Source organism: Massilia scottii, from assembly GCF_030846495.1.
Lineage (GTDB): Bacteria > Pseudomonadota > Gammaproteobacteria > Burkholderiales > Burkholderiaceae_D > Telluria_A > Telluria_A violaceinigra.
The window spans coordinates 110,170-128,596 of record NZ_JAVCWM010000003.1 but is presented as its reverse complement, the minus strand read 5'-3'; the positions used below and the strand labels follow the sequence as shown (position 1 = coordinate 128,596).

At 64.5% G+C, this 18,427-nt stretch carries 7 protein-coding genes; 2 read left to right on the top strand and 5 right to left on the bottom strand.

The genetic code is table 11. The features are described from left to right. Positions 1–441: 441 nt before the first annotated feature. Complete coding sequence (locus RBA41_RS04750) at positions 442–1,248, top strand: hypothetical protein (protein ID WP_306621565.1); 807 nt, start codon at positions 442–444, stop codon at positions 1,246–1,248. Between the two features lie 94 nt (positions 1,249–1,342). Further along, the gene (locus tag RBA41_RS04745; RefSeq protein ID WP_306621563.1) at positions 1,343–10,306 is read left to right on the top strand and encodes a calcium-binding protein; all 8,964 of its coding nucleotides are present in this window, start codon (positions 1,343–1,345) and stop codon (positions 10,304–10,306) included. A gap of 120 nt (positions 10,307–10,426) precedes the next feature. Here RBA41_RS04745 and RBA41_RS04740 read toward each other — a convergent pair whose 3' ends face one another. From RBA41_RS04740 to RBA41_RS04720, 5 genes are all read right to left on the bottom strand, one after another. Then, positions 10,427–10,840, bottom strand: a complete 414-nt coding sequence (locus RBA41_RS04740) for an SWIB/MDM2 domain-containing protein (RefSeq protein ID WP_306621561.1) — start codon at positions 10,838–10,840, stop codon at positions 10,427–10,429. Between the two features lie 248 nt (positions 10,841–11,088). Then, positions 11,089–12,459 carry a signal recognition particle protein gene (ffh, locus tag RBA41_RS04735; protein WP_306621559.1) on the bottom strand — a complete coding sequence of 457 codons (1,371 nt, stop codon included), beginning with the start codon at positions 12,457–12,459 and terminating at the stop codon, positions 11,089–11,091. 133 nt (positions 12,460–12,592) lie between these two features. Next, positions 12,593–14,278 (bottom strand): NHL repeat-containing protein, encoded by a 1,686-nt coding sequence (locus RBA41_RS04730; protein ID WP_306621557.1) that lies wholly within the window; start codon positions 14,276–14,278, stop codon positions 12,593–12,595. A gap of 140 nt (positions 14,279–14,418) precedes the next feature. Next, positions 14,419–16,302, bottom strand: a complete 1,884-nt coding sequence (locus RBA41_RS04725; protein ID WP_306621555.1) for an NHL repeat-containing protein — start codon at positions 16,300–16,302, stop codon at positions 14,419–14,421. Between the two features lie 153 nt (positions 16,303–16,455). After that, on the bottom strand, positions 16,456–18,387 hold the full coding sequence (locus RBA41_RS04720; RefSeq protein WP_306621553.1) for an NHL repeat-containing protein: 1,932 nt from the start codon (positions 18,385–18,387) through the stop codon (positions 16,456–16,458). Between the last annotated feature and the right edge of the window lie 40 nt (positions 18,388–18,427).

Sequence of the window (18,427 nt, the reverse complement as noted above, 5' to 3'; positions counted from 1 at the left end):
GCAATAATGTACTGGCGGCAATTTAACTTTTGCACTATATTTACGGTCGAATATCAGTTGATATTTATAACCGACCGAGGCCCCGGCATTCATGAATCATCCAGCAATCGCCAGGCCATCGCTTTTCGCGCTGTTGCAACACATTCGCGCACTTCATCGACAGTTCTTTTCTTCCAAATTTGCACGACATCAGCCGGCAGCGTCATGGGCGCTGGCTTGCTTCGCCCATGCTGCGCACACCTCTGGTGTTGTCCCGCCAGAGGACCCTGAGGCCAATGTTCTCATCGTCGGGGCGATGACGCGGCGCCGCGCACGATCCTCCTGGCAGAACCGGCACCTCCCTATCCTGGCAGCGCTATCCGTACGACGAACGCCGGCCGCCGGCGGAGGCGACCCGGCGCGTATCGCTACCCTCCCGTTCTCTCATCATTGCCGGTTCAAATGAAATCATTTTTAAATCCGCTTGGGCGCCACTGGCGAAAAACTCTTCTGATAATGTTCGCGCTTCCGGGATTGAACACACCAGGTTTTGCGGCGGAAAACCCTCAACTGAAGTGCTACGCAGCGCCATCCCCGGCAGGGTCTGAAGTGGTACATTCCACCGGATTTATCCAGTTCAAAACCGTGTCGGGAAATACATTGCGGTTGCCGAAATATATCGGCACACCATCGGATCCTGACGTCCGGTGCCGGGCCAGGCAGATTCACCTCAGGCTTTGGTGGGACGGCGCCGGGTTTTACGAAGGTATCAGCGACGCACAGGCGAAATTACTTGGCCCGGACAGGAAGAACAGCAAATTCAGGATGCTCGAATTCTTCGGTAATTTTGCGGAGCGCCCTTTTCTGCCGGTGGTCCCCGAAGCGTGGAAGAGAAAAGGGGTGGTGCAATTGGCCGACCATCCCTCAATCAATGTCTTGCCCGTCGGAGCGATCCCCGCCGAGCGATTCATTCCGCCTGACATCAGCGAGGTAGGCAGCTGGTGGCCGGCATTCGAATTCCGTCACCTTCAGGACGGGCTGGGGAAGCCGATCATTTTCACCTGCGACAGCGCGGGATTGAAGAAGGGCAGAACCGGTGTGTCCCTGCAAAATCCGCCGCCCCTTCCAACCTACGTTTGCCACTCTTATTTTTCAGTTTCAGACCGGTTTTCCGGGCACATTCGGATAAACGACCCGAATTTTTTCGTGCATGGCGAGCAAATAATTAAAGAATTCAATTCCAAAATAACTTCTTACATACTCAAATAATATGACTTTTTATTTCAGCGCTGCAGAACGAGCAAAAATTGAAGCAGCACGTGCTCTCTGTCCAAAGACGGTCACGGACCCGGGCAATTTCGTTGTGCTCTATCAGACCATCTCCGATATTCTGAAAACGCATCACAATGACCCGGTCAGCGCCGACACAACACACATCAAATCGCTCAAGCTGTGGCTGGACGTCGCGGTCGGGGCGAACGGGAATACCGGCATGCACGCCGCATTCATCCGCACCTACACTTCGCGCCAGGGTGAGGCACGACTCGGGCGTAAATTCACCGAGGCGGAAATGCAGCGCGCGTCCAATGCGGTCGCGGTGAATTTCTGGATCAATCTCACTGCCAATACCAACGCGGAAAAAAACTGGTCCATACCGTCGATTTCGGAACTCGCCCGGGCCGATGCGTCGGCCATCGGCGTCCAGCTATATGGAAATCTGCCGAACGATAGCGCGTTCATCGCCAACGCCGGCTGGGCGGGCGCGATCGGATTTAACCTGCTGGGCGGCGCCAAACCGTTTGAGACGTGGCGCTTGCTCACGGCGGGAGATGCTCCCGATGCGACAGCCCAATTCAATCGACTGGACGACCTGAAAAATCTCCTTTTTGCAGTGGACGCGTACGACGCCGCATTAAAAGCCGGTCTCGTTGCGGGCGCCCTGTCGTATCTGAAGCTTGCTGCCGGAATCAGCGATGACGTGCCGGACCTGATGGCCCAGTTGGCGATCTCCATCAGTAGCGAAACGCTCTCGCCGTTCATCACCGCCGTGGCCGGGGGAACCGCAGTCGCGCCGTACATCATCGAAATCGAAAAGCAGGGAAAATTCATTTCCCTGGATATGTTGCGCCGAACCTTTCTCGGAAACCAGATTACCGAGACGGAAGATAACGACGCTTTTGTGCTCAATAGCGTGGCCCTGTTCAACGCCATCGACGAAAACGCCATCGGTATTGAAATGGTCGACAATATTCCCGGCTTGAAGTCATCCGCGCGTGCCTCTTTTGGCGCGCTCATGGCGCTGGAGAGCCTGAGTATTTTCAAGGTTGTCGGTGCCGACGGCGAAAACAAGCTCACGTCGGCCCACCCGCTCATTCATCAGCGCTGGACCAAGGACGCAACGGTCACCGATGCGGCCGACAACGGTAACCTCGCGTATCCTCAATTGTGGCTGGATGACCGTGCCGCGCTCTTGAAAGTCATCGGGTCGCGCAAATTCCTGGACGCGGGCGCCCCCAACAGCATCCTCTACACCGATACCGCTCTCGATCTGAAACTGCGTGTCGACAGCATCAACCCCATGACGTCCGCGGTGGCGCGCGTCGCTTTCGGAGGCAACAGCGCCGACGAGTTAACCGGCGGCGAGCAGGCCGATCACCTCTACGGCATGGACGGCAACGATGAGGCGCATGGCGGCAAAGGAAACGACAGCATCTTCGGCGGCTACGGCACCGACAAGCTGTTTGGCGACGGCGGAAATGACCGCATCTATGGCGACCAGGGCAACGACGTACTCACCGGCGGCGAGGGCCACGACACCCTTATCGGGGGCGATGGCCAGGATCATTTGATCGGCGAGGCGGGCCAGGACTATCTGGCCGGCGGCAAGGATGCCGACCGGCTCGAAGGCGGCGAGGGCTTCGACTTCTACAAGGCGGCCGGGGGCGACACCATCAAGGACAGCGATGGCCAGGGTACGGTGCGCTACCTGCAACGCTATATCGATGGCGCCTGGCGCAAGAAGGGCGAGACCGTCTACTATTCCTGGGACAAGAAAATTTCGTACACGGTCTCGGGCTCGACCCTGCTGGTCAACGGCCCCGATGGCTTGCTGACCATCGAGAACTGGAGCAACGGCCAGCTCGACATCCATCTGTCGGAAACCGACAAGGAAGTGCCGACCAAGCCGCCGTTCGATCCGAACCGCACCCGCGCCCGCATCGATCCGCTGGTGCTGGACCTGAACCACGATGGCCTCATCAATTCGGTCGGCTCCGACCAGTCGAGCGTGTACTTCGACTTCAACGGCGATGCCATCGCCGAACGCACCGGCTGGATCAATCCCGCCGACGGCATTCTGGTGTCCGACGAGAACAAGAATCGCTTCGTCGACAATCTGTCCGAGCTGTTCGGCAATGCCGAGGAAGATGGCTTCAGCAGCCTGAAGCGGCGTTTCGACGGCAACCTCGATGGCGTGATCGACCGCCGCGATGCCAAGTTCAGGGAGCTGCTGGTCTGGCAGGACGCCAACCAGGATGGCATTTCGCAAGCGGCAGAGCTGAAAACGCTCGACCAGCTGGGCATCACAGCGATCGGCACGGAGTCGGCCAAGGTGAGCATCGCCAGCAACGACAACCGCATCATCGCCCTGGGCCAATTCGTGCAGGATGGCCAGACCCGGCTGGTGGCCGATATCGAGTTGGCCGTCAACTTTGCGCTGACCGATTCGAATCCGGCCCGCCATCTGGACGAGCAGCTCGAACTCGACAGCGACGTCGCGATGTTGCCGCGCCTGCGCGGTTTCGGCACCGTGCGCGACCTGTCGTACGCAATCCAGGACAACCTGGAGTTGCGCGCCTATGTCAGCGGGCTGATCGGGCGCGGCAAGAGCGCCGTCAGCGACGAGATCGACCAGTTCATGGCCAAGTGGACCGGCCTGGACGCGGCCTATGTCAGGCAAGGGCGCGTGCGCAGCGGCGAACTGAGCACGATGGACAAGGTGTGGATGCTCGAATCGCTGGCGGGCGTCGATATCAGCAAGAAACTCATCGAAAACAATGGCTTCTATTCGATGTCCCGCACCACCTTCGACGAAAGGTATATCGCCGAACGCTTCGGCTTTATCGCCGACCGCGCGGCGCTCAGCCTGTCCACCCAGGCCTTCGACAAAGGCTGGCTCGACGGCGTGTTCTACTCGGTCGACCAGGACCGTTTCGACGCCTTCGATCCGGCGCGCATCAACAACAGCCTGGCAACGAAACTGGGGCAAAGCACCAGCTACGACGACACCGTGGCGATGGCGCGCCTGCTGGCGCGCCTGAAAGCCGATGGCGTGCCGCTCGAACTCGACCGCCTGCGCACGATCGGCGCGCAACTGCCGTATCCGGCCCCGGTGGGCCATGCGCTCGACGGTGGCATGATTCTGGGCAACCGCGGCGATAATGTGCTGCAGGGTGAAGCCCTGCGCGCCGACTGGATCGATGGCGGCGCCGGCAACGATACCTTGATCGGCCTCGGTGGCAAGGACGTGCTGCACGGCGGCGCCGGCGACGATCTGCTCGAAGGCGGCGCAGGCGCCGATGTGTATCTGTACGAAAAAGGCGACGGCCATGACATCATTCATGACCATGACGCTGGCGAGCAGACCATCGACACGCTGCGCCTCGGTGCCGGTTTTACGCCGGGCGCCACCCAGGCGCGCCGGGTCGGCAGCGATCTGGTGCTGCGCTTCGGCGAGGGCGAGTCGGTCACCGTGCGCCAGTACTTCCATAACGATGCCCTGGGCTACCTGCAAATCGAGCGCATCGAGTTCCGCGATGGCACGCTGTGGGAGATCGACAAGATCAAGGCCATGGTGCAGGTGGCTACCGCAGGCGACGAGGCCTTGTATGGCTATGCCGCCAGCAACGACGTCCTGAGCGGGCTGGCCGGCAACGATACGCTTGATGGCCGCGGCGGCAACGATACCTTGCACGGCGGGACGGGCGACGACATGCTCGAAGGCGGCGGCGGCAACGATGTGTTCCTGTTCAACCGCGGCGACGGCAGCGATGCGATCCACACCTACGAACGCGACCCAGGCAAGCTGGTCACGCTGCGCCTGGGCGCCGGCCTGACCCCGGCGGGCACCACGGCGCGGCGCGATGGCGCCAGCCTGGTGCTGTCCTTCGGCGGCGCCGACAAGGTGATGATCAAGGATTACTTCTACAGCGATGGCGCGGGCGGCAACGAGGTCGACCAGATCGTTTTCGCCGATCAGACCGTGTGGTCGGTGGCCAAGGTCAAGACCCTGGTCGGCATCGCCACCGAACAGGCCGATGCCATCTATGGCTACGGGGTCAACGACGCCATCGCCGGCCTGGCCGGCAACGACACCATCTTCGGTTACGGCGGCGACGATACCCTCGAAGGCGGCCGCGGTGACGATGTGCTCGACGGCAGTATTGGCAGCGACGTGTATCTCTTCAAGCGCGGCGATGGGCGCGATACCATCACCGATAACAATGGCTGGTATGGCGAAGGCATGGTCGATGTGCTGCGCCTGGGCAGCGGCATCAGCGCCTCCACGACGCTCGCGCGCCACGTCGACGACAATCTGGTGCTCGATTTCGGCAGCGGCGACAGCGTCACGGTCAACGGCTTCTTTACCTACGACACACCGTTGGTGACCCAGCTCGAACGGATCGAATTTAGCGACGGGGTGGTGTGGGACCTGGCCCGGATCAGGCAGCTGGTCCTGGCGCCGACCGAACAAGCCGATCTGCTGGCCGGTTTTGCCGGCGACGACAGTATTGCTGGCGCCGGGGGCAACGATACCTTGCTCGGTGGCGCAGGCCGCGACAGCCTCAACGGCGGCGCCGGCAACGACACCCTGAAGGGCGGGGCCGACGACGATGTCTTGGCCGGCGGCGCCGGCGACGACCTTCTCGACGGTGCCGGCGGCGCCGATCTGTACCAGTTCGCAGGCAGCGACGGCAAGGATGTGCTGCGCGAGTTCGAAGGCAAGGAGGGCGAGGTCGATGTGCTGCGTTTCGGCGCCAACGTGACGGTGGCCAATACCACTGCGCAGCGGGTCGGCAGCGCGCTGGTGCTCAGCGTCGCCGGCGGCGCCGACACGGTGACGATCGAGGACTTTTTCTCCGACCGGCGCTACCAGGTCGAGCGGATCGAATTTGCCGCAGGCGAGGTGTGGGACGTGGCCGAGGTCAAGCGCCGCGTGCTGCTCGGTGGCGCCGGCAGCGATAACCTGGCGGGCTACGAGACGGCCGACCGCCTCGCTGGCGAGGGCGGCAACGATACGCTGAGCGGCTATGGCGGCGCCGATGCGCTCGACGGCGGCAGCGGCGACGATCAGCTGTACGGCAGCGATGGCGACGACACCCTCGACGGCGGCGCCGGCAACGACATTCTGACCGGCGGCGCGGGCGACGACGTGTTCCTGTTCGGGGCCGGCGGCGGCCAGGACGTGATCCAGGGGTACGATGGCACGCCCGGCAAGACCGATACGATCCGCCTTGGCGCCGGGGTTACCCCCGCCGGCGTGCGCATCGCCCGCGACAACGACGACTTGCAGCTGCAGTTGAAAGGCAGCGCCGACAGCCTGCGCGTGCCGGGATTTTTCAAGAACGAGGCCAGCACGGGGCAGCGGGTCGAGCAGATTGCCTTCCACGACGGCACCTTGTGGGACTTGGCCGCGATACTCGAACAAGCCTTGCTGCCGACCGAGGGCAATGACGTCATTGCCGGCTACACCAAGGCCGACAGCATCAATGGCGCCGGTGGCGACGACCGCATCGATGGCGGCGACGGTGCCGATACGCTGGACGGCGGCGCCGGCCACGATCTGCTGCTGGGCAAAGAGGGCGACGACCAGCTGCGCGGCGACGCCGGCAACGACACGCTCGACGGCGGCCTGGGCGACGACAGCGCCAGCGGCGGCGCCGGCGACGATCTGTACCTGGTGCAAAGCGTGGCCGATGTGGTGGTCGAACTGGCCGGTGAAGGGGTGGACACGGTGCACGCCATGGCCAGCACGACCTTGTCGGCGAACGTCGAGAACCTCGAGCTCGACCCGCTTGCCGAGGCCGCCAACGGCTTCGGCAACGCGCTGGCCAACCGCCTGATCGGCAATGCCTCGGCCAACGGCTTGGGTGGCGGCGCCGGCGACGACTGGCTCGACGGCGGGGCCGGCAACGATACCCTGCTTGGCGGTTTGGGCAACGATGTCTTCATTGTCGACGCCAGTAGCGACCAGGTGGTCGAAGGCGCGGACGAGGGCCACGACACGGTCAGGGCCAGCGCCACGTATGCGCTGTCGGACAACATCGAAACGCTGGTGCTGGAAAACACCGGTGCCTTCGATGGCAGCGGCAATGCGCTCGCCAACCGGCTCACCGGCAACAACTACGACAACCGTCTTGACGGCGGCGCCGGCGCCGATACGCTCGATGGCGGTGCCGGTTCCGACACCCTTGATGGCGGCGCCGGCGCCGACACGCTCGATGGTGGAGAGGGCAACGACTATTACGTGGTCGATACCCTGGCCGACCAGATCGTCGAGGCGGGCGAGGCTGGCTTCGATACCGTTGAAACAGGCCTGACGTACACCCTGGCCAGCGAACTCGAAGGCCTGATCCTGACCGGCAGCGCCGATGTCGACGGCACCGGCAACGATGCCAACAATGCACTGAGCGGCAACGAGGGCAATAACCGGCTCGACGGCGGCGCCGGCGCCGATACCTTGAGCGGCGGGCGCGGCGACGATATCTACCTCACCGACAGCGAGAGCGACGAGGTCAGCGAAATGGCCGGCGAGGGCAGCGACACCATCATCCGCAGCTACGACACGACCTATATCCTGGCCGACAGCGTCGAGAACCTCACGCTGGTGGGCGAGGCCGTGCGCGGCAACGGCAATGAACTCGATAACCTCATCACCGGCAACGACGCCGACAACAACCTGCTGGGACTGGAAGGCAACGATACCCTGATCGGCGGCCTGGGCGAGGATGCCATGTTCGGGCGCGAAGGGCTGGACTTGATGATCGGCGGCGCCGGCGACGATTACTACGAAATCGACGACGCGGGCGACCGCATCGAGGAAGCGGCCAACGAGGGCAACGAGATGGTGCGCGCCAATATCAGCTGGACCCTGGGCGACAATCTCGAGCGCCTGGCACTGAACGGCGACGAAGCACTTGACGCCACCGGCAATGCGCTCGCCAACGGCCTGTGGGGCAACGCCGGCAACAACGTGCTCACCGGCGGCAAGGGTAGCGATTACATCGAGGGCGGCGCCGGCGACGATGTGTATGTCTTCGAGAAGGGCGACGGCAAGGACACCATCGACAATACCGATATCGCCGGCGCCATCGATATCCTGCGCTTCGGCGCCGGCATCCTCGAGAGCGATGTCTCGGCAATGCAGCAGGGCACCGACGTGTTCCTGATGCTCAGGGGTGGGACCGACCAGATCGCCTTCAAGGACTATTTCGCCGGCGGCCAGACGGAAGAAGGAGTGGCAACGGACGGCAAGATCGACAGGATCGAGTTCGCCAGCGGCGCGGTGTGGGACCAGGCCACATTGCAGACGGTGATCGACCGCGCCAACCACAACAGCCCGCCGACGGTCAAAAGCTATCTGCCGACCCTGCAGGCCAAGGCCAACACCCTGTTCAGCTACACGGTACCGGTCGATACCGTGACCGACCCGGATGTGTGGGATACGGTCACCTACAGCGTCAAGATGGCGGGCGGCGCGGCGCTGCCGGCCTGGCTGACGTTCGACCCGGTCACCCGGGTGCTGTCCGGCACGCCGGCGGCCGGCAATATCGGCACGCTCCAGTTCCAGCTGTGGGGCACCGACAGCGGCGGCAACGGCGCCGGCCAAGGCGTCAACCTGGTGGTCGGCGCGGCCAACCGCGCGCCGGTGCTGGCCACGGCGCTGCCCGACCAGAAAGCGGCGCCGGGTACCCCGTTCGCCTACACGGTGGCGGCGGCGGCCTTCACCGATCCGGACACCGGCGACAAGCTCAGCTACAAGGCCACGCTGGCCGATGGCGCGCCCTTGCCGGCCTGGCTGACGTTCAATCCGGCCACGCGCGCCTTCGGCGGCACGCCGACGGCGACCGGCACCACCAGCGTGCGCGTGACGGCCACCGACAGCGGCAATCTGGCTGTCTCGGATGTCTTCGACGTGGTGGTCGGCGTGGCCAACCTGGTGTTGAACGGCACGGCCAATGCGGACCTCCTCAACGGCGGCGCCGGTAACGATACCTTGAGTGGCATGGGCGGCAACGACACCCTCAATGGCGCGGCCGGCAACGACCTGCTCGACGGCGGCGCGGGTGCGGACAAGCTGACCGGCGGCCAGGGCAATGATGTATACGTACTCGACAACAGTGCCGACACGGTGGCCGAGAACGCGGCCGAAGGCATCGACCAGGTGCTCTCCGGCGTGACCCATACGCTCGGCGCCAACGTCGAAGCGCTGACCCTGACGGGCACCCTGCTCATCAATGGCAGCGGCAACCCGCTCGATAACCTGCTCATCGGAAATGGCGCCAACAATGTGCTCGCTGGCGCCGATGGCAACGATATCCTGCAGGGCGGGGCCGGCGCCGATACCTTGAACGACACGGCCGGGAAAAATGTCTTCGATGGCGGCGCGGGCATCGATACCCTGACCGGCGGCAGCGGCAACGAGCTGTTCATCGGCGGCACGGGCAACGACAGCATTGTTACGTCCACCGGGGCCGACATCATTGCGTTTAACCGCGGCGATGGCCAGGATACGGTCGCGGCCAGCATCGGCAAGGACAACACGGTGTCGCTGGGCAAGGGCGTCACGTATGCGGACTTGCTGTTCAAGAAGGCCGGCAACGATCTGGTGCTGGTCACCGGGGCCAGCGAGCAGCTGACCTTCAAGGATTGGTACCTCAGCGCCAACAACCGCAGCGTGGCCAACCTGCAAGTGGTGATCGAAGGCGGCAGCGACTACAACGCGGCATCGGCCAGTGCGATCAACAACAAGAAGGTCGAGCGCTTCAATTTCGATGGGCTGGCAACGGCCTTCGACCAGGCGCGCACCGCCAATCCGGCCTTGACCAGCTGGGGCTTGTCGTCCTCGCTGCTGGGCTTCCACCTGGGCGGCAGCGATACGGCCGCCATCGGCGGCGACCTGGCTTACCAGTACGCCAGGAATGGCAATCTGTCGGCCTTGTCGCTGGCGCCAGCGGACGCCTTGCTGGCGGCGGCGCCGTTCGGTGCGGCGGTCCAGAACTTGCAGGCAGGTAGCGCCTTGCAGGATCTGACCCCGCGTCTGGCATAGCGTGACGGGCGCCGGACATTGCGTCCGGCGCCCGCTTCATTGCACTGGCTGGAAAAACAAAAAGCCCCGGTTGTGAAACCGGGGCTTTTTGTAATCAGGCTTGGACGAGCAATCTGTTTTTTATTTCAGATGGTCGGAAATGAGTTTGGTCATTTCAAACATCGATACCTGTTCTTTGCCGCCGAAGACTGCTTTGAGCTTGTCGTCGGCATTGATCATGCGGCGGTTGGCCGCGTCTTGCAGATCGAGCTTCTTGATGTAATCCCAGACTTTTTTGGTGACTTCGGTGCGTGGCAGCGGAGTCGCGCCAACCACGGCTGCCAGGACGGCGGACGGAGTCATCGCCTTCATGAAGGCGGCGTTCGGCTTGCGTGGGGCTGCTGCAGGTTTTTTTGCGGCTGCTGCTTTTGGTGCTGCCGCAGCTTTTGCTGGAGCGGCTTTCTTCGCTGCTGCCGGCTTTGCCGCTGCGGCTGGCTTAGCTGCGGCGGCCTTTTTTGCTGGCGCTGCTGCTGGGGTTTTTTTGGCTGTTGCCATCTTCAAGCCTCCTTAACGAACACATGGGAAATTGCGCAATTCATCGCACGGCTTATATTGGTGGGGATTTACCGATGACGCAAGTGTTTTTCAAGAATTTTTCGGCGTTTTCATAGGGAAAAGCCAGAACTAAGGCCCGGAAGGCGGTTTTTGATGTTGCCGTCGTTCTCGCCGAGAGCCGCCTTGGCGCGGGGAGTCGTTTCTGCCTGTGGCGGGAACGACGGCTTAAGCTGTACCGACTGCGGTTTCTAGCGCATCCCGCCCGGCATCATGCCCTTCATCGAGCGCATCATTTTCATCATGCCGCCGCCTTTGAATTTCTTCATCATGGCCTGCATCTGGTCGTACTGGGCCAGCATGCGGTTCACTTCCTGCACCTGCACGCCGGCACCGGCGGCGATGCGGCGCTTGCGCGTGGCCTTGATCAGTTCCGGCTTGGCGCGTTCCTGCGGCGTCATCGAATCGATGATGCCGACCATGCGCCGCACCTGCTTGTCGGCCTGGTCCATGTTGGCGCCGCCCGCCGCCTGCTGGAACTGCGCCGGCAGCTTGTCGATCAGGCTCGACATGCCGCCCATCTTCTTCATCTGCCCCAGCTGCGACTTGAAGTCGTTCATGTCGAAGCGTCCGCCGACCTTGATCTTGTTGGCCAGGTCGGCCGCGGCCTTGCTGTCGACGCCCTTGCGCGCTTCTTCCACCAGCGCCAGGATGTCGCCCATGCCCAGAATACGGTTGGCCATGCGCTGGGCGTCGAACGCTTCCAGGCCGTCGAGTTTTTCGGATACGCCGGCAAACTTGATCGGCTTGCCGGTAATGTGACGCACCGACAGCGCCGCACCGCCGCGCGAGTCGCCGTCGAGCTTGGTGAGCACGATGCCGGTCAGCGGCAGCGCGTCGTTGAAGGCCTTGGCCGTGTTGATCGCATCCTGACCCAGCATGGCGTCGACCACGAACAGCGTTTCGATCGGGTTGACCGCCGCGTGCACGGCGGAGATTTCCTGCATCATCGCTTCGTCGATACCCAGGCGGCCGGCGGTATCGATGATCAGGACGTCGTGGTAGTGCTTGCGCGCCCAGTCCAGCGCGGCCAGGGCGATGTCGACCGGCTTGTCGGTGGCGGCGGACGGGAAGAAGTCGGCGCCGACCTGCCTGGTCACCGATTCGAGCTGGGCGATCGCGGCCGGACGGTACACGTCGGCCGAGACGGTCAGGACCTTCTTCTTTTTCTCTTCCTTGAGGTACTTGGCGAGCTTGCCGACGGTGGTGGTCTTGCCCACACCCTGCAGGCCGGCCATCAGGATGATCGCCGGCGGCTGCTGCGCAAAGCTCAGCTGCGACGCTTCGGGACCGAGGTCCGCGCCCATCAGCGCGCCGAGCTCGCGCTGGACCACGCCGACCAGGGCCTGGCCCGGGCTGAGCGAGGCCATGACTTCTTCGCCGAGGGCTTTTTCCTTGACGCGGCTGATGAACTCGCGCACGGCGGGCAGGGCCACGTCGGCTTCGAGCAGGGCCAGGCGCACTTCGCGCAGCATCTCGGCGGTATTCGATTCGGTCAGACGCGCCTCACCGCGCATGGTCTTGACGACCTTGGCAAGGCGTTGGGTTAAGTTATCTAGCATGGCAGACCTGACTAATATATAGGGCGATGCCGGCGAGTGCCGGTTGTGGCGTCATTTTACCCTAGTCACAAGCAAAAAGACCGGCGCCGGGCCGGTCTTCACACGGGGCGCGCGGGCGCGCCGCAGGGCTCGATCAGGGCAGCGCCAGCCTGAGGATGGCGTTGCCGGAGATAAATGCGAAGCTGTTGATGCCGATCCGCACCAGGCTCCTCGGGTGTTCCACCTTGCCGGGCAGGGCGCCGAGCACGGTCACGGGGTGGTCGCGCTTGCCGGCGACGATGCTCGCTATATCGTCCGGGGTGTATTTCACGATCGTGCTGTGCGCGGTGTCGACGTCGTAGGAGTTACCGGCGTCGTCGTACACCTCTCCCACGATGCCCGGCACGCCGTTCACCGTGGTGACGAGCGCGTCGGGCGTGATGCGGCGGTACACCGCGCCGTCCTCCACGTACAGGTTGCCGCTGTTGTCGAAGCCGAGGATGCGCGGGCGGCCGAAGCTGGCCTGGGCGCCGCTGCCGTCGATCTTGCTGTCGGGGCCGCCATCGCGGCCGGCGAACACGCTCCACCGGCCATCCGCCGCCAGTTTGAGAATGACGCGGCCGCCGGCAACACCGGTCAGGCCGCCATCACCGAAGTGGTCGGTGGAAACAAATACATTGCCTGACTTGTCGGCCGCCATGCCGGTGGCCAGGCCGCCGGGATGAAAGGTACTGGTCACCGTGCCGTCCGGCGCGATCTTGCGCAGTGCGACCCCGGCCTGCGTGTACGGAAAGTCCGCGACACCGATGCCAGGGCGTTCCACGGCGTACAGGTTGCCGGCCGGGTCGGCCGCCAGGAATGCCGGCATGCGCAGGCGGGCTGCGGCGCCGACCCCGTCGACCGATCTGGCGGACAGGTCGTCCCGGCCCGCGAACGGCGTCAGCGTGCCATCGGCGCCAAGGCGGCTGATCGCGCTGGCGTGGATGACATACAGCGTGCCGCTGCCGTTGCTGAGCAAGTTCGCCTGCTGCGGCAGGAAGATGGTGGGAATGGCGGGCAAGGTGGTGGCGGTGCTGCCGACCTCGCCGTCCAAGCTGACGGTGCGGATGTTCATCTTGTCGATCACGACCAGGCGGCCATCGTGCAGCGTCATGTTTTGAAACTGGTCGAAGCGGGCGTCGCTGCCGCGGCCATCGACCGCCTGCCCCTTGCTGCCGGCGCTGCCGGCCAGTTGCGTCACGTTACCGGCCGCGCTCTTCTTCCAGACGATGCCGTCCCGGAACCAGTAAACGTTGCCGTCGCCATCCGTACGGTCGGGCCTGGGCACCGGTTCCGACACGGGGCCGGTGCTGTGCAGCGTGCCCTCGCGGGTGAACAGATAGGTTGCCACGGAGGTGTGCACGCGCAACTGGTCCTGCTCGAGCCGCAGCCCACGCATCTCTTCAACACCGTCCGGTGCGGGGCGCGACAGCAAGGTGCGTACCACGGCGCCGGGCGTGACGGCGCGAATCACGAATCCGGGCCGGAAGGTGTCGGTATTCATGCCCAGGTCCCGTTCCTCCAGATACATGGTTCCCATGCTGTCGACCACGCCGTCGGTGATCAGGGTGAAACGGGCATCGAGCCCGGTGCCGTCGGCGCTGACCATGCTGCCGATGTCGCCGGCGATCAGGGTCAGTCCGGCCGGCAGTACGGGGCCGGGGTAGGCTGAAGGCGGCGCCGGAGCCGGCGTGGCCGTGGGTGCCGGGGCTGGTCCATCGCCGCTGCCGCAGGCGGTCAGGAACGCCGCGGCGCCCATCTGGAGGGTCATGCGGCGCAGTTGAAACGAGCGTGCGGTCATCGTCAATTCCTGGTGTTTTGAATTTAACGATTGTAGTGCGGGGCGATGAATAACAAAGTCAGGGTGGGGGAATAATTAGCTTTATTAGTTAACCAAAAGACCGGCGCCGGGCCGGTCTTGCATGCGGGCCGATGCGCCGTTTACGGCAGCGCCAGCCTGACGATGGCGTTGCCCGAGATGAAGGCGACGCTGTTGATGCCGACCCGCACCAGTCCGCGCGGGTGTTCGATGCTGCCGGGCAGGGGGCCGAGCACCGTCACGGCGCGGTCCGGAATGCCGGCCACGATACTGGACGCGCCGGCCGCGCTGATCCGCGCGATGGTGCTGTGCTCGCTGTCGGCGACGTAGCGGTTGCCGGCCTCGTCGCCGACCCGGCCCACTTCCGGCGGCACGGCGGCGACCGTGGTCACGGCGCCGGCCGGGCTGATGCGGCGGTAGCCATTGCCCTCGTCCTGTACGTACAGGTCGCCCGCATGGTCGAAGCCGAGAATCGCCGGCGCATTGAAACGGGCGGCGGCGCCGATGCCATCCTGCTTGCCGAGTTCGCCATGGACGCCGGCGAACACGCTCCAGACGCCGTCGCTGCCCAGCTTGTGAATCACGGCGCCATGTTTCCCCGTGGCCCAGGGGACTGGTTCGCTGTAGGCCAACGCCGAGACATACATATTCCCCGCCCTGTCAGCCGCGATGCCGCTCGGCTGGCCGCTCGGCGTCGAGAGGCTGGTGGTGGTCCCGTCCGGCGCCACCTTGCGCAGGTACACGCCGCTGCGCTGATAGGGACCGGTGCTGCGGTAGCCGGTCGGCTGCTGTTCGACGACGAACAGCGTGCCTGCGGGGTCGGCCGTCATGAATTGCGGGCGCACCAGGCGGGCGGCGGGGCCGGTGCCGTCCACCGGCAGCTTGGACAGATCTTGCTTGCCGGCGAACGGCGCCATGCTGCCGTCGGGGGCAAGCCGGGAAACATGATTTTCGTGGACGGCGTAGACATTCCCCTGGCCGTCGGACAGCAGTTGACGTGCGCTCGGCTGTGCGGGGCCGATGGTCTTGACCACGCCGGCGGTGCTGACCTGGCGCAGAGCGCTATTGTCGAGCACCAGCAGCTGACCCTCATGCAGTGCCATCAGTCCGGGGCCGTCGAAGTAGGCGCCGCTGCCGCTGCCATCCTGGGCCGGCAAGGTGGAGTTGGCGACGCCGGCCAGCGTGCTCACCAGGCCGCCCGGCGTGACGCGGCGTATCGTCTTCGCGTCGAACAGATACAGGTTGCCGGCCGGGTCGACCACCACGCCGCCCCGGTTGATGCTGGTGAAGCGGGCCGCGGCGCCCTGGCCGTCGAGCGGCGCTGGCGAACGGGCGTCGCTCCCCGCCAGCGGGGTCAGGCTGCCGTCGGCGCCGATGCGCGCGATCGCGGTATGCCGGTAAGCGCTCTCGCTATAGATGATGCGGTAACGCACGCCGGCCGCGTTGCCGACGACGAAGGAAAGGTCGGGGTCGTACGGCACCTGGGCCGTGCTGCCATCTGGCCGGATCAGGTGACTCGTGCGCCCGACCCTTGCCAGTACCTGCCCGTTGCGGTCGAACGACAGGGCAGCGCCGAGAGGCGTGAGGGACAGCGTCGCTTCATCTTCGGGCCTCGGGGTGGTCAATACGGTGCGCACCACGCCATCGCGTCCGACGGCGCGGATGCTGGCGCCGCTTCCCACGAACACGCCGATGCTGTTGATCGTGCTCTCGCTGACGTACACGGTGCCCGTGCTGTCGATCAGCGCATCGCGGATGTAGCTGAAGCGGGCGTCGACGCCGGTGCCGTCCGTCGTGACCATGCTGCCGGTGTCGCCCGCGATCAGGGTCAGGCCGGCCGGCAGTGCGGGGCCGGGGTAGGCCGGAGGTGGCGTCGGGGGCGGTGTTGGTGTTGGTGTTGGTGTCGGGGTTGGCGTCGGTCCATCGCTGCCGCCGCAGGCGGTCAGGAACGCCGCGGCACCCATCTGGAGGGTCATGCGGCGCAGTTGAAATGAGCGTGAATTCATCGTTAACTCCCGGTTGGTTTTAACGAGTGTATTCTGAAAATATTTATTAATATGTAACGTTGTGTATCGTGAAGGCATCGTGGGAGCCCACCGCGCGGCGCGCGGTGGGCTCCATAGCCAGGCCGGCCGGGTAACCGGGTGCCGGCACGCCGTTTAGGGCAGCGCCAGCCTGACGATGGCGTTGCCCGAGATGAAGGCGACGCTGTTGATGCCGATCCGCACCAGTCCGCGCGGACGTTCGATGCTGCCGGGCAGGGGACCGAGCACCGTCACGGCGTGGTCCCGTATGCCCGCCACGATAGTGGACGCGCCGGCCGCGCTGATCCGCGAGATGGTGCTGTGCTCGCTGTCGACGACGTAATGGTTGCCGGCATCGTCGCCGACCCGGCCCACTTCCGGCGGCACGGCGGCGACCGTGGTCACGGCACCGGCCAGGCTGATGCGGCGCAAACCATTGCCCTCGTCCTGTACATACAGGTCGCCCGCATTGTCGAAGCCGAGAATCGACGGCGCGTTGAAACGGGCGTCGGCGCCGATGCCATCCTGCTTGCCCAGTTCACCATCGACGCCGGCGAACACGCTCCAGACGCCGTCGCTGCCCACCTTGTGAATCACGGCACCGTGCTTCCCTCCCGCCCAAGGGACTGGTTCGCTGTAAGCCAAGGCCGAGACATACACATTACCCGCCCTGTCCGCCGCGATGCCGCTCGGAAAACCTCTCGGCGTCGAGGTGCTGGTGGTTCTGCCGTCCGGCGCCACCTTGCGCAGAAACACGCCTTGCGCCACATAGCCGGTGCTGCGGTAGCCGATCGGTTGCTCTTCGATGACAAACAGATTGCCTGCGCTGTCGGCCGTCATGAACTGCGGGCGCACCAGGCGGGCGGCGGCGCCGGTACCGTCCACCGGGAGCTTGGACAGGTCGGGCTTGCCGGCAAACAGCACTGCGGCGCCATCGGGGACAAGCAGGGAAACATGGTTTTTATAGACGACGTAGAGGTTACCCTGGCGGTCGGACAGCAGGTAATGCGCGCCCGGCAGCTTGGGACCGATGGTCTGGACCACGCCGCTGGTGCTGATCAGGCGCAGCCCGTTAGTGTCGAGCAGCAGCAGCTTGCCGTCATGAAGTACCAGTGATCGGGGCTCGTCGAAGTACGCGCCGCTACCGCTGCCATCCTGGGCTGGCAATGTGGAATTGGCGACGCCAGCCAAGGTGGTCACCAGGCCGTCCGGCGTGACCCGGCGTATCGTCTTCGCGTCGATCATATACAGATTGCCGGCCGGGTCGACCTCCACGCGGTAGATGCCGGTGAAGCGGGCCGCGGCGCCCTGGCCGTCGCGCGGTTCTGAAGAGCGCACGTCGCTCCCCGCCAACGGAGTCAGGCTGCCGTCGGCGCCGATGCGCGTGATCGAGCTAAATCCCCCGCCCTCGCTGAAGTTGATGCGGTAGCGCATGCCGGCCGCGTTGCTGACAGTGTAGGAAGGGTCGATGTCGTTCGGTACCTGGGTCGTGCTGCCGTCTTTTCGGATCAGGTAGGTCGTGCTCGCGACTCTTGCCAGTATCTGCTCGTTGCGGTCGAATGACAGGGCGGCGCCACTGGGCGGCAGGGAGAGGGCTGGTTCATCGGCGGGCACGGGGGCGGACAACACGGTGCGTACCACGCCGTCCCGTCCGAACGCACGGATAGTCGGGCCGGTCCCAATGAAGATGCCACGGGTGTCGATCCTGGTCTCGCTGACGTATACCGTGCCCTTGCTGTCGATCAGGGCATCGCGGATGTAACCGAAGCGGGCGTCGAGGCCGGTGCCGTCGGTACTGATCATGCTGCCGGTATCGCCGGCGATCAGGGTCAGTCCTGCCGGCAGCGCGGGGCCGGGGTAGGTCGGTGTTGGCGGTGGCGTCGGGGTTGGTGTGGGCGTCGGGGTCGGCGTCGGGGTCGGAGTTGGTGTTGGCGTCGGCGTTGGTGTGGGTGTTGGCGTCGGCGTCGGCGTTGGAGTCGGTCCATCGCCGCCGCCGCAGGCGGTCAGGAACGCCGCGGCGCCCATCTGGAGGGTCATGCGGCGCAGCTGAAACGAGCGTGAATTCATTGTTAACTCCTGGTTGGTTTTTGCGAGTGTATTCTGAAAC

Excerpts from the sequence above, each read along its gene's own strand:
- RBA41_RS04750 (WP_306621565.1), top strand. The coding sequence starts at position 442 with ATGAAATCATTTTTAAATCCGCTTGGGCGCCACTGGCGAAAAACTCTT.
- RBA41_RS04740 (WP_306621561.1), bottom strand. The coding sequence starts at position 10,840 with ATGGCAACAGCCAAAAAAACCCCAGCAGCAGCGCCAGCAAAAAAGGCC.
- ffh (WP_306621559.1), bottom strand. The coding sequence starts at position 12,459 with ATGCTAGATAACTTAACCCAACGCCTTGCCAAGGTCGTCAAGACCATG.
- RBA41_RS04730 (WP_306621557.1), bottom strand. The coding sequence starts at position 14,278 with ATGACCGCACGCTCGTTTCAACTGCGCCGCATGACCCTCCAGATGGGC.
- RBA41_RS04725 (WP_306621555.1), bottom strand. The coding sequence starts at position 16,302 with ATGAATTCACGCTCATTTCAACTGCGCCGCATGACCCTCCAGATGGGT.
- RBA41_RS04720 (WP_306621553.1), bottom strand. The coding sequence starts at position 18,387 with ATGAATTCACGCTCGTTTCAGCTGCGCCGCATGACCCTCCAGATGGGC.